Annotated in this window: 10 protein-coding genes; 5 read left to right on the top strand and 5 right to left on the bottom strand. The window is 59.6% G+C overall.

Going from position 1 to position 12,515, the window contains the following annotated elements; genetic code table 11:
- Window position 1 precedes the first annotated feature (1 nt).
- The 3 genes from HDF08_RS09280 to HDF08_RS09270 form a co-directional block, all read right to left on the bottom strand.
- The gene (locus HDF08_RS09280; protein ID WP_306459675.1) at window positions 2-541 is read right to left on the bottom strand and encodes a cytochrome c-type biogenesis protein; all 540 of its coding nucleotides are present in this window, start codon (window positions 539-541) and stop codon (window positions 2-4) included.
- A 67-nt stretch (window positions 542-608) separates the two neighbouring features.
- Window positions 609-2,678, bottom strand: a complete 2,070-nt coding sequence (locus HDF08_RS09275) for a heme lyase CcmF/NrfE family subunit (RefSeq protein WP_257030935.1) — start codon at window positions 2,676-2,678, stop codon at window positions 609-611.
- Window positions 2,679-2,823: 145 nt separating this feature from the next.
- The gene (locus tag HDF08_RS09270) at window positions 2,824-3,219 is read right to left on the bottom strand and encodes a response regulator (protein ID WP_179638168.1); all 396 of its coding nucleotides are present in this window, start codon (window positions 3,217-3,219) and stop codon (window positions 2,824-2,826) included.
- 344 nt (window positions 3,220-3,563) lie between these two features.
- Between HDF08_RS09270 and HDF08_RS09265 the strand changes: the two genes are divergently transcribed.
- The 5 genes from HDF08_RS09265 to HDF08_RS09245 all read left to right on the top strand — a co-directional run bounded on the left by HDF08_RS09265 (window position 3,564) and on the right by HDF08_RS09245 (window position 10,757).
- Window positions 3,564-5,405: a sodium:solute symporter family protein gene (locus tag HDF08_RS09265; RefSeq protein WP_179638167.1), complete on the top strand. Its 1,842-nt coding sequence runs from the start codon at window positions 3,564-3,566 to the stop codon at window positions 5,403-5,405.
- A gap of 400 nt (window positions 5,406-5,805) precedes the next feature.
- A complete protein-coding gene (locus HDF08_RS09260; RefSeq protein ID WP_179638166.1) occupies window positions 5,806-6,060 on the top strand; it encodes a hypothetical protein in 255 nt (84 codons plus the stop codon).
- A 126-nt stretch (window positions 6,061-6,186) separates the two neighbouring features.
- Entirely contained in the window at window positions 6,187-7,413 is a 1,227-nt protein-coding gene (locus HDF08_RS09255) for an MFS transporter (RefSeq protein WP_179638165.1), read from the top strand.
- Between the two features lie 66 nt (window positions 7,414-7,479).
- Window positions 7,480-9,978 carry a serine/threonine-protein kinase gene (locus tag HDF08_RS09250; RefSeq protein ID WP_179638164.1) on the top strand — a complete coding sequence of 833 codons (2,499 nt, stop codon included), beginning with the start codon at window positions 7,480-7,482 and terminating at the stop codon, window positions 9,976-9,978.
- 257 nt (window positions 9,979-10,235) lie between these two features.
- Window positions 10,236-10,757, top strand: coding sequence for an isoprenylcysteine carboxylmethyltransferase family protein (locus tag HDF08_RS09245; RefSeq protein ID WP_179638163.1), 522 nt, complete (start codon window positions 10,236-10,238; stop codon window positions 10,755-10,757).
- A gap of 261 nt (window positions 10,758-11,018) precedes the next feature.
- Here HDF08_RS09245 and HDF08_RS09240 read toward each other — a convergent pair whose 3' ends face one another.
- Together HDF08_RS09240 and HDF08_RS09235 are read right to left on the bottom strand one after the other, a co-directional pair.
- A complete protein-coding gene (locus HDF08_RS09240) occupies window positions 11,019-11,327 on the bottom strand; it encodes a hypothetical protein (protein WP_179638162.1) in 309 nt (102 codons plus the stop codon).
- Window positions 11,328-11,490: 163 nt separating this feature from the next.
- A complete protein-coding gene (locus HDF08_RS09235; protein ID WP_179638161.1) occupies window positions 11,491-12,414 on the bottom strand; it encodes a hypothetical protein in 924 nt (307 codons plus the stop codon).
- Window positions 12,415-12,515: the final 101 nt, after the last annotated feature.

Genomic DNA, 12,515 nt, shown 5'->3' with positions numbered 1-12,515 from the left:
CTCAGTACTCCGTCTCCCGCCGAATCCGCTCGCGCACAGCATCGCCACCCAACACAGGCCCCGCCGCACTCACAGCCCGACGCTGCGCCGATCGCTGCGACCACATCCTCACCAGCAATCCCGTTCCAATCGTCGCGAGCAAGAACACCGCCATCGGCGCGATCCACGCCACGTTATCGAACCCCCCACGTATCGGCGCCGCCAGCACCGTCGCCCCATACTTCGTCTCGAACCAGCTCATCACCGCGCTGTCAGAGCCTCCACCCGCAATCTGGTCGCGCAACTCTCCAATCATCCTGTCTGAATCCGGGCACCCCACGTGGTTGCACTCCAGAAGAATCTGCCCGCATCCGCAGGCACACATCATCTCGTGACCCACCTTGTCGAATCGCGATGCAGGAGTAGCCCCCAGCATCACCACTGCGAGCAAACAAACCAAACCAGCACCGACAAAGCGACGAAACTGAAAGCGACCAACGGGAGCCGCACCCGAAGGGGTACACAAGACACGAAGTGCCCGCACGAATCGGGGTCCCTGCAAACAGGTCTTCGTTTGCGGGGTGACTGAGCGTCGTGAGCCCGTCCGTCCGGACACCCGCGCAGCAAACTCAAACATGATGAACCTCAGCCTTAATCACCGGCGTCTCCGCAGCCGCACGCGCAGAGGTCCGGGCAAGGTTCGGCACCAGCGCCAGGAACGTCCCCCCCACCACAATCAAAACCCCAATCCAGATCCAGTTCATCAGCGGATTCAGAAACACCTTGATGATCGGCCGATCCGTATCAGGATTCTTCCCCTCATAGATCACATACAGATCGCTCGCCAGCGTCGAGTGCAACGCCACCATCGTCGACGACGTCTGGCTCGCAATGTAAAACCGCTTCTCCGGAGCAAGCTGCGTAATCTTCTTCCCCCCACGGAAGACATCCATCAACGCATACTCCGTGTCGTAGTTCCGGTTGCTGTCCTGCGTATAGCTCTTGCACACCAGCCGATACGGGCCCAGCTTCAACGTATCGCCAAAGCCCATCTCCTGCTCATGCGACTGGTTGAACGCCCCACCGGCAATCCCGATAAACATCACCACGATGCCGAAGTGAACAATATACCCGCCATAGCGCCGCGTATTCCGCCGCACCAGCAGCACCGTAGAAGCCACCAGGTTCTTACCCGTCTGCGTAGCAACCACATTCGCTCCGCGCAGAAACTCCGCCCCAATCGCCGTAATCACACCAGCCGCCAGCGTAAACGTCACCAGCGAAAACAGCGTAGCCTGCCAATCGTCCCCAGCCGCCCACGGCCTCACGCCCACGCCCACTAACACCACCAGCGCGACGCCCATAGCAATCGAAGGCAGAATAAAATTCCGTCGAATCGACCGCAGCGAAGTCGAACGCCACGCCAGCAGCGGCCCAATCCCCGTCAGAAACAGCAGAAACAATCCAATCGGCAGATTCACGCGGTTATAAAACGGAGCACCCATCGTGACCTTCGTGCCCTGCACATACTCGCTCAGCACCGGAAACAGCGTCCCCCACAGCACCGTAAAACAAGCCGCCAGCAGGATCAGATTGTTGAACAGAAAACTAGACTCGCGGCTCACCAGCGACTCCAGCCTGTTCTCCGACTTCAAATGATCCCGCTGCTTGAAGAACGTAAACAAACACACCGCAAACACAATCAGGATGAACCCATAGAACCAGTCCCCAATCGAGCTCTGCGCAAACGCATGCACCGAGCTCACAATCCCCGACCGCGTCAGCAGCGTCCCCAGAATCGTCAGCATGAACGTCGAGAAGATCAGCCACACATTCCAGCTCTTCATCATCCCGCGCTTCTCCTGCATCATCACCGAGTGCAGAAACGCCGTCCCCGTCAGCCACGGCATCAGGCTCGCATTCTCCACCGGATCCCAACCCCAGTACCCGCCCCAGCCCAGCACGCTATAAGCCCAGTGCGCTCCCAGGAAGATCCCGCACGTCAAAAACAGCCACGTCACCATCGTCCAGCGCCGCGTGATGTGAATCCACTTCTCCCCCGGATACCGCATCATCAGCGCACCCAGCGCAAACGCAAACGGCACAGAAAATCCGACGTAGCCTAAATAAAGCATTGGAGGATGAATCACCATCTCCGGATACTGCAACAGCGGATTCAACCCAAACCCATCCGCAGCAACCGGCCCTGGCTGAATCGCAAACGGAGGAGCCGCAAAGTTCAGCAGCAGCAGAAAGAAGACCTGAATCCCAGCCAGAATCGTCGAAGCAAACGCCGACAGCCGCACATCCACCTTGTGCCGCATCCGCAGTACAAATCCATAAGCACTCAGCAGCCAAGCCCAAAGCAGCAGCGAACCCTCCTGCCCCGACCACAGCGCAGAGAACTTGTAAGCCGTATTCAAATCGCGATTCGTGTGGTGCAGAATGTACGAGACCGAATAGTCGTTGGTAAACGAAGCCCACACCAGCGCAAACGCTGCGCTGCTCAGTGCGACGAAACTGGATATCCCCGCCCGCCGAGCCGTCTCCCCCAATCGCCTCGCGCCGCCGTCGACGCCCGCCGCCATCCCGTGCGTACGCCACAACGCAACCCCACCTATTACCAACGTGTAAGCGCTCAGTGCCAGAGCCAGCAACAGCGTAAAACTACCAAACTCCGGCATAGGATGCAGTCGCATGAATTCCTCTGCCCTTATTCTCTCAAGCGCAGAGCGTATCAGCAATCAACCAATGGATGGACGCATCGTTTACCGGACAAGTCCACAGGAAGCACGCCAGTCACGATGGGCCACAGCCAAGCAATACAGCCACAGACTAAACTCGCTACTGTGGCAATACGTCCGAGTCGCGCCGTCCATCCCGCACCAGGCCGTGCACAGTCGCCAGCAGATGATCCGGCATCAGCGGTTTCATCCGAAACGTCACATTCAACTCCCGGTACTCTTCTTCGGCCTCCTGTAGCCCGCTAATGACCAGCACAGGCAGCGCCGGATTGGTCTTGCGCAAAGCGCGAACAAAATCCGCACCCGTCATCCCCGGCATCAAGTGGTCCGTAATCACCAACCCGATCTCTGCAGGAAATTCGCCCCGCTGAATCTGCTCCAGCGCCCGCGACGGATTCAGAGCCGCAATTACAAAGTACCCCGCCCGCTTCAAAATCGTCTGCCGGGTCGCAGCCTGTACAGCATTGTCATCGATAAGGAGAAGGGTGGCCGGCATTCGAGAGGTCGGTTGCTCCAAAGGAGAGTTCACCAGTAAATCCAATTCAGAACCTCTTTTCAGAAAATTCACGTCTCTTGCAGCCACAGGTGATCCGACCAATTCAATCCTTGTGATGCACGCTCTCGATCAAACGTTGGTAACCAGATTCTCTACTTTAGGAAAAAAAGTGAGATCCCTGCAACATTTTGTCCATGTCTCAGGTCTAAATCTCCCTGAAATCCTACTCCAACACCCTACAAAATTTGGAAGACCATACCAAAACAATTTACAGTTGGCCCAGTACCATCCAACTTCCCGTAGCGAAAACTGCGCCGAGCAGCATTAGAACAACAAGGGTTACCGTGAATCTCTCCATCATCGACTGGCTCATCATGCTGGTCTATTTCGTCTTCGTTCTGGGCATAGGCTTCGCCCTCAAGCGCTACATGCGCACCTCGAACGATTTCTTTCTCGCCGGCCGCTCCATTCCGGCCTGGGTCTGCGGACTCGCCTTCATCAGCGCGAATCTCGGCGCCCAGGAGGTCATCGGCATGGGCGCTTCAGGCGCCAAGTACGGCATCATCACCAGCCACTTCTACTGGATCGGCGCCATCCCTGCGATGGTCTTCGTCGGCATCTTCATGATGCCCTTCTACTACGGGTCTAAAGCGAGATCGGTGCCCGAGTACCTCCGCATGCGCTTCGACGAGAAGACCCGCGCCGTCAACGCCTTCTCCTTCGCCATCATGACCGTGCTCTCCTCCGGCATCTCCATGTACGCCATGGCGCTTTTGATTCAAACCCTCGGCCTCTTCCACGGCATCATCCCCGACGCCTATGTCTTTCACGTCTCAGTCTTCCTATCGGCAATTATTGTGCTGGGCTATATCTTTCTCGGCGGTCTTACCAGCGCCATCTACAACGAGGTCCTTCAGTTTTTCCTCATCGTCGCCGGCTTCGCCCCCCTGGTCTGGATCGGCCTTCGCAACGTAGGCGGCTGGCAGGGAATCAAGCAAACCCTCCCCGCCACCATGACCCACTCCTGGCGCGGCATGGCCCACGCCTCCACCAACACCCTCGGCGTCGAGTGGGTCGGTCTCGCCATGGGCCTTGGCTTCGTTCTCTCCTTCGGCTACTGGTGCACCGACTTCCTGGTCATCCAGCGGGCCATGGCCGCCGACTCCGAAGTCTCCGCCCGCCGCGTCCCCCTCATCGCCGCCATCCCCAAGATGTTCTTCCCCTTCCTGGTCATCCTCCCCGGCCTCATCGCCGTCACGGTCACCAGCCACATGGCCGGAGCAGGCCAGACCACACCCGTCGTCACCCAGTCCCTCACCGTCACCCATCACGGCGTCGAAGGCACCGAGCCCGCCCTCTACACCCCACCCCTCGACGACCAGCACCCTCACGGCATCATCCCCGAAAAGACCAACCCCGTCACCGGCCAGGCCGTCCTCGACAACCACGGCAACCCCGTCTATAACTACGACCTCGCCATCCCCGTCATGCTCCTCCACTTCTTCCCAACCGGAATCCTTGGTCTAGGCCTGACCGCCCTCCTCGCCAGCTTCATGTCCGGCATGGCAGGCAACGTCACCGCCTTCAACACTGTCTGGACCTACGACATCTACCAAGCCTACATCAACAAAAAGGAAACCGACGCCCACTACCTCTGGATGGGTCGTATGGCCACCATCGGAGGCGTCGCCCTCTCCGTCGGCGCCGCCTACCTCGTCACTAACTTCAACAACATCATGGACGCGCTCCAGCTTGTCTTCTCCATCGTCAACGCCCCCCTCTTCGCCACCTTCCTGCTAGGCATGTTCTGGAAGCGGACGACAGGCCACGGTGCGTTTACAGGATTGATCGCCGGCACCGGCGCAGCTCTCGTGCACCACGGCCTCACCCTGCCAGCCGATGCGTCCCCCGGCATCCACGGCGGCTGGATCGCCATCCTCCACCACTACCCCAGCGATATGGCGCAGAACTTCTGGACCGCCATCTTCGCCTTCACCATCAACCTGCTCGTCACTATCGCTGTCTCCCTCGTCACTAAGCCCCGACCCGAGCCTGAACTGGTAGGCCTCGTCTACTCCCTCACTCCCAAGCCCATCGATACCCACCTCAGCTGGTATCAGAAGCCCGCTACCCTCGGCCTCGTCGTCCTCGCCATGCTCATCGTCCTCAACCTCGTCTTCGCGTAGTCATGCCAAAACAACAAGCAGCCCTTACCATCAACCATTCAGAAGATGGAAGACGGTGACGGCACTGTCTTTCGTGTTTTCAGAGTTGCTGATCTATCTCGGTACCGTCTGCTGATCCACCGGCCTCTGAAAACGAAAGAAACGGCGATCGCAACGGTCACATCGGAACGGAAACAGAAAGATCAGGCTAAGTAGTTTATCGAGTGGATGACGATGGGATCGTCTCACTTCACCTTGACTTACACATTCGGGACACTTCGGCATCATGTTTTTGCTCCGGGGAGGCGCAAAGAATAGTCCCACGCCGCAGGGTGTAACGGAGCACCACCTTTGTGGGATTTACGGATAGCCATGCTCCTCTTCGGTGCATAATTAACCTCAACTACGAAAAGGACACATCTTGGGACTAGACATCCGCATCCCCCTCGGCCTGATCTTCCTGCTCATCGGCGGCCTCATGAGCGTCTACGGCCTCATCACCCGCCACAGCGCCGCCGTCTACGAAAAATCCATGGGCATTAACCTCAACCTCACCTGGGGTCTCCTCATGTTCCTCTTCGGAGCCATCATGTACTTCGTAGGCCGCCGCCAAAAATGGCAAGACGACCCCGTCGACCCCCGCCCCTGGGAAAAACCCACTGGCCCCCGCCACTAATCCAAGCACATCGAATTTGACATGACCGAGGATGACTTCGTCGCCGAGACAACTCTCAACTCACTATCCGGCTTCATAGGAAAAATCTATACAGCTATGCCTGCCCGGACACGCTACCCTTAATCCATGGGTCAGACCTCCACCGTAGCCACCCCACTCTCCGCCGCATCCTCCTCCCGGACTCTGCTGCGCGTCCTCACTGCCGCTAGCTTCTGCCATCTCCTCAACGACATGGTGCAGTCCCTGCTGCCCTCCATCTATCCCATCCTTAAAAGCTCCTTCCACCTCAACTTCACCCAGATCGGCATCCTCACTCTCACCTTCCAGATCACCGCCTCTCTCCTTCAGCCCGTCATCGGCCATCTGGGAGACCGCACTCCCCGTCCCTTCGCTCTGCCCATCGGCATGACCTTCACCCTTGCCGGCCTGCTCCTCCTCGCCGTGGCACCCACCTTCGGATGGCTCATCTTTGCGGCCTCCTTTGTCGGCATCGGCTCCGCCATCTTCCACCCCGAATCCTCCCGCATCGCGCGCATGGCCTCCGGTGGTCATCACGGCTTCGCGCAGTCTTTCTTCCAGGTTGGCGGAAACGCCGGCTCAGCCATCGGCCCACTCCTCGCAGCCTTCATCGTCCTGCCGCGCGGACAGATCGGCATGGCCTGGTTCGCCATCCCTGCTCTCCTCGCCATCTGCATCCTCATCTGGGTTGGCCGCTGGTACCGCACCACCCACGCCAACACCGCCGCCAACAAGCGCCCCGAAGTCACTCCCCACACCCACCTCTCCCGCGGCAAAGTCATCGGAGCCATCGCGGTACTCATCGCACTCATCTTTTCGAAGTACTTCTATCTCGCCAGCCTCACCAGCTACTACACCTTCTACCTCATCAGCCGCTTCCAGGTCTCCGTCCGCACCTCGCAGGAGCTGCTCTTCCTCTTCCTCGCCGCAGTCGCCGCCGGAACCCTTATCGGCGGACCCGTAGGCGACCGCTATGGCCGCAAGTACGTCATCTGGGTCAGCATCCTCGGCGTCCTGCCCTTCACCCTCATCCTGCCCCACGCCAATCTGCTCTGGACTGCCATCCTCACCGTCATCATCGGCTTCGTCCTCGCCTCCGCCTTCTCAGCAATCCTCGTCTACGCGCAGGAGCTTGTCCCCGGCCGCGTAGGCATGATCTCCGGCCTCTTCTTCGGCTTCGCCTTTGGCATGGGAGGCATCGGCGCCGCCGTTCTCGGCAAAGTAGCCGACGCCACCAGCATCATCCACGTCTATCAGCTCTGCGCCTACCTGCCCGCCATCGGCCTCCTCACCTGGCTCCTTCCCAATCTGGAACCGGCCAGAAAGCGCCCATAGAAGGTATACCCCACAAATAACCCTCCCTCAACCATCCACACCCTTGCGCCTTGCGATAATCAATCCATGAAGCGCCGCGAGATCAAGCAGTACGAGTTCGTCCGCAAGATCGGCACCGGCGGCAGCGGCGTCGTATACCTCGCCAATGACACCCTCCTCCAGCGCCCCGTCGTGCTCAAACTCCTCAAGCGCGGCAACCTCACCATCGAGCAGATGCGCGCCACCCAGCTTCGCGAAGCCCGCCTCGCCTCCGCCATCGACCACCCTAACGTCTGCGCCATCTACGACGTCGGCGAAGCCCTGGAAGAGAACGGCAGCGGGGAAGAAGCCTACATCGTCATGCAGTACATCCCCGGCAAGTCCCTCGACAAGCTCATCGCCGAAGGCCCCGCCAGCCTCCAGCTCGTCCTCTCCGCCGGCATCCAGACCTCCGACGGCCTCTCCGCCGCCCACTCGCTCGGCATCTTCCACCGCGACCTCAAACCAGCCAACGTCATGCTCACCGACGGTGGCCTCATCAAGATCCTCGACTTCGGCCTCGCTCGCCGCCTCCGCCCCGATCAGACCGAGTTTGACCCCGGCGGACCCGTGAACAAACGCACCCCGCTCGCCGGAGCCACCTACACCGCCCGCGGAGGCACCATCGCTTACATGGCGCCCGAGCAGTTCGTCACCGGCCAGTCCAGCGTCCAGTCCGACATCTTCGCCCTCGGCCTCATCCTCTACGAGCTCGCCACCGGCCGCCACCCCTTCCACCGTCCCGACGCCGCCGAGTTCCAGTCCATCCGCGCCATCCAGTTCGCCGACCCGCCCCCCATCCGCGACATCGCCCCCGACCTCCCCGTCGAACTCGAATCCGTCATCCTGCGCTGCCTCGAAAAGCAGCCCTCCGCCCGCTTTGGCTCCGCGGCCGAGGTCCGCGATGCGCTCAAGACCATCATGCGCGCCATGCAGCTCGACTCCGTCCTCCTCCCCGGCGACAACATCTCCCTCCGCCCTAATCAGGCCCGCCTCCCCCTCGACACCCCTGATGAAGAAAAGCGCACCACCGGTATCCTCTCCATGCTCGCCGAGCGCTTCCGGGAGTCCGGCACCTCCTCCACCAGCAATCAAAACAGCATCGTCGTCCTGCCCTTCGTCAACTTCGGGCCCGCCGACGTCGCACCCCTCTACGGCTACGCCCTAGCCGACGCCATCGCCACCCGCCTCACCCGTATGTCCACCCTCGTCGTCCGCCCCTCCAGCTCTTTTATGAACATCCCCACCCAGCAGCTCGACCCTTTAAGCATCGGCAAAAAGCTGCTGGTTAACTATGTCCTGGCCGGTAACTTTCTTCGCTCCGACAAAGGCTTCGATCTCAACTGGCAGCTCCTCGACGTCCCCAACCAGAGCGTCCGCGCCGGCGGCTCCATCAACGTAGCCTCCTTCGATCTCGTCTCCGTGCAATCCGAGATCTGTAACGAAGTCTTCAGCACTCTCCAGGGCTTTGGCGACCTCGCCCCTCAGGAAAACAACCGTGCCGGCGCACCACCCGCGCGCTCCCTCAATCAGGCGCTCTCCGAGGAGTATCTCCAGGCCCGCGCCGTCCTCTCCTCCTTCATGACCCGCACCGGCTCCCGCGACGACCTCAACCGCGCCTGCGAGCTCTTCACCTCTGTCGTCAGCCAGGATGAAAAATACTCCCCCGCCTGGTCCGGCCTCGGTGTTACCCATCTCCAGTACGTTCGCCACGGCCTCGGTGGCCAGATGCACGTCCTCGAAGCCCGTCGCGCCTTCGACAAAGCCCTTCAGCTAGACCCAGGCTCCGTCGAAGCCAATCTCTACCGCGTCTACATGCTCCTCTCCCGCGGAGAAAAAGAGTCCGCCCGCCACGGCATCGAAAACCTCCTCCAGACCGCAGGCAACGACTGGAACGTCCGCCTCGTCGCCGGCCAGACCCTCCGCATCGACGGCATGTACGACGAGGCCCTCGAGCAGTTCAACGCCTCGCTCCGCATGAACCCCTCGAACGCCGCCATGATCTACAACCACCGCGCCCGCGTCTACCAGTACCAAAACCAGATGGAGCTGGCCTCCGACGAGATCGAAAAGGGCCTCACCCTCGAACCCCGCCAGCCGTTGCTCAGAATCTCTCTCGGCTACCAGCAGATGCGCACCGGCGACCTCCCCAAGGCCATCGAAACCCTGGAAAACGTCATCCGCGACGACACCTCCCTCCGCATCGTCTTCCCGACGATCGCCCTCTGCTACGTCCAGCTCGGCGAACGCGAAAAAGCCGCCACCTTCATCGTCGACGAGACCCTCTCCGCCGCCGAAGCCGACAGCGAGATGGCCTACCGCCTCGCCACTTACTTCGCCCTCGAAGGAGACGAGTCCGAAGCTCTCCACTGGCTTCGCCGCGCCATCTACTTAGGCAACGAGAACTACCCTTGGTTCAGCATCAACCCAGCCTGGCGCAAGCTAAAGGGCCACGCCGACTTCGAGCGAATCCTAGAAGACCTGAAAAAAAGCTACCGCCGCAATCAGAAAAACTGGAAGCGCCTACTGGCCCAGGTCCGCAACTAGCCGCAGGCAACGAGCAAGCATCAAGCCGCAAAAAAGGCGCCGAAGGCGCGTCAGCCCGCCCTTGCCGTTGCTGTTTCCTGCCTCTCACTATCAAAATAGCAATATCCTTCACCTCAATCGACCCGAGCGGAGCGAAAGGATCCCTAGCTTTTGCCTGTTCATCTCTCTGTTCATCCGCTCGTCGATAGGACTCTACTACTTTGACGGGGCTCTAAAATGCAACGGGCGCGCAGCCACCATCGAGCATCCTTAATGACATGAGACCCGCAGCCTTGGCCTTCATCGCCTTCGTCTTCCTCTTTCGTCTCGCAACTCTGGCGATATCAATCCGCCACCAGCGAGCCCTCCGAAAGAATGGCGCCACCGAGTACGGTGTGCTCAACTCTAAGATCCTCACCATCGCCTACACCAGCTACCTCATCGCTGCAGCTATCGAAGGAGCGATCCGCAACGCACCCTTTGACCTCGTCTCTGCCGTCGGATTCGTACTCTACGGCATCAGCGTCATCGCCCTCCTCGTAGTCATCCACCTTCTCGGCCGCCTCTGGACCGTCAAACTTCTGATCGCCCGGGATCACGCCCTCGTGCTTCATCCCTTCTTTCGTCTCACCAGGCACCCCAACTACTTTTTGAACGCAACTCCGGAGCTGGTAGGTGTTGCCCTTGTACTTCACGCCTATCACACGCTCGCAGTCGGTCTGCCTATTGTCCTCATCCTCTTCGCCAATCGCATCCGCCAAGAGGAGAGCGCCATGAAAGCAACCTTCGCGGCCTACTAAACCGCGGCCCACTAAACCGTTTCTGTCGTCTCCCCTCATGATTCGTCATCTCGACCGAAGTCGCGCAGTCTCATCGCTCGACGCAGCGTAGAGATCCCCGTATTTCATCTTTGCCTCTACGTTGCCTAACCACCGCCTATCAACGAGGAATCGCGTCAGCACTCATCACACCGACAAAGAAAAAGGGGGCTCCGCAAGAGCCCTGCTAAAACATACTCAACCGCAGTAGCCATCGAATGAGCGGGCACGCTAAGGAATCCATCACCCCTTTGCCGGGACCGCGGCCGCCTTTACGCTTGGAGTCGCACTGGCTGCCGGAGCAGCCTTCGGCACGGTAACACCCAGATAGCCATCGACGGTTGCAACCGGGATGCCAAGGTTTGAAGCTATTTGAAAGAGTGCCTGCCCCTGTTGCTTCATCAGGTGAATCTGCGCAGCTTGCGAGAGCTTCACCGTGTCCCCGGGTGCCGAAACCGGTCTCTGAACGACCTCCGTTGGGGTCGATTCAGAGGGCGAGGGAGCAGCAACGGGCGATTGAGACGAGAGAGAGCCAGAGATAGAAACAGCCATGAAGTGTCCTTTCCTACACACGGGGTAAGATCGGCAGACCGGCTGAAGACATCTCGTTGTATCAAATGGTGTCGCTTGTGTCGTAGAACGACACAAGACTCACGGAACATTCGCAACCTGTTCACGCAGAGAATTGGGTGAACAGGCTGTATCGCTCGCAAAGTTACTGCGTAGCGCCCACTCCACCCACCGCAACAGGATTCAAGCTACTCACGGGCGAGCCACTCAGCGGAGTCAAAATCATTGGTGTAGTCAGACTGAACACCAGCAGCTCATCCTTCGGCAGCGTAGCCTGTCGATCCTGCTTCAACCAGATCACCGTGCTCACGCCCGCTCCAATGCCAGCACCCACCACTGCGCCAACGCCGCCGCCAACCAGCGCTCCAGCCACCGCGCTCGCCCCAGTCACGCCGCCCGCAACCGCCAGCATCTCCTTCGGATGATCCTTGCGCTTCAACGTTCCTTCGTTGTTGACATTGAACTCGCTCTTGCCCGTATCGATCAGCTGAGCATGAACAATATAGTGCGTCCCATCCGGCAGCGTGACATCGTTCGTCTCCAGATGCAGCAACGCCGCACCCGTAATTCGCCGCCCACCGCGAACCTCCGTCACTCGCCCCTCAAGAATTGATCCAGCGGGAATGATCACACGTCCATTCCTCTCGATTGCTTCCGTAACAGTCGCCGAAAATCTCGTCCCCGCGATCGTCCTGTCTGTAGCCAGCGTCTCGCCGATCTTTACCTTCAGCAGAGTCCCTTCCCGCAAAGTGCCACTACGCTCCGGCACACTCGTCACAATCATCGCGTCCGGATCGTTCGGATCGTCCGCCGAAGGTTCAGCCGTCATCAAGCTCGAACCCGCAACCGCCGCACCCTGGTACGGGACATAAGGCCCATACTGTACCGCAGGTGACGCAGGAGCAACCGCAGGAACATCCGCACTCGGCTTCGCTACCGGCGTCTGAGCCGCATCGTCTGTGCTCGAGATCACAGCAGAGTCAGGATGAGAGACTCCCATCATCGCACTCTGAGAGAACGCGGGAGCAGTAGCAAGAACAAGAGCGACGGTAGTGATGTGCATCTTCATGGTGATACCTCGACGAAAATTTCTTGGACCAACTAGAGCACCCGGTCTTTCAGCACCCTTATCACTCCAAAGAATAAAACTCCCCCGGCTTCCATGGAACA

Source organism: Tunturiibacter empetritectus, from assembly GCF_013410875.1.
GTDB classification, from domain to species: Bacteria; Acidobacteriota; Terriglobia; order Terriglobales; family Acidobacteriaceae; genus Edaphobacter; species Edaphobacter empetritectus.
This window is presented reverse-complemented; position numbering and strand designations above follow the sequence as displayed.

Bases quoted from the DNA above. Each gene is read 5' to 3' on its own strand.
- HDF08_RS09245 (WP_179638163.1), top strand. From the start codon at position 10,236: ATGAGACCCGCAGCCTTGGCCTTCATCGCCTTCGTCTTCCTCTTTCGT.
- HDF08_RS09240 (WP_179638162.1), bottom strand. From the start codon at position 11,327: ATGGCTGTTTCTATCTCTGGCTCTCTCTCGTCTCAATCGCCCGTTGCT.
- HDF08_RS09275 (WP_257030935.1), bottom strand. From the start codon at position 2,678: ATGCGACTGCATCCTATGCCGGAGTTTGGTAGTTTTACGCTGTTGCTG.
- HDF08_RS09255 (WP_179638165.1), top strand. From the start codon at position 6,187: ATGGGTCAGACCTCCACCGTAGCCACCCCACTCTCCGCCGCATCCTCC.
- HDF08_RS09270 (WP_179638168.1), bottom strand. From the start codon at position 3,219: ATGCCGGCCACCCTTCTCCTTATCGATGACAATGCTGTACAGGCTGCG.
- HDF08_RS09250 (WP_179638164.1), top strand. From the start codon at position 7,480: ATGAAGCGCCGCGAGATCAAGCAGTACGAGTTCGTCCGCAAGATCGGC.
- HDF08_RS09235 (WP_179638161.1), bottom strand. From the start codon at position 12,414: ATGAAGATGCACATCACTACCGTCGCTCTTGTTCTTGCTACTGCTCCC.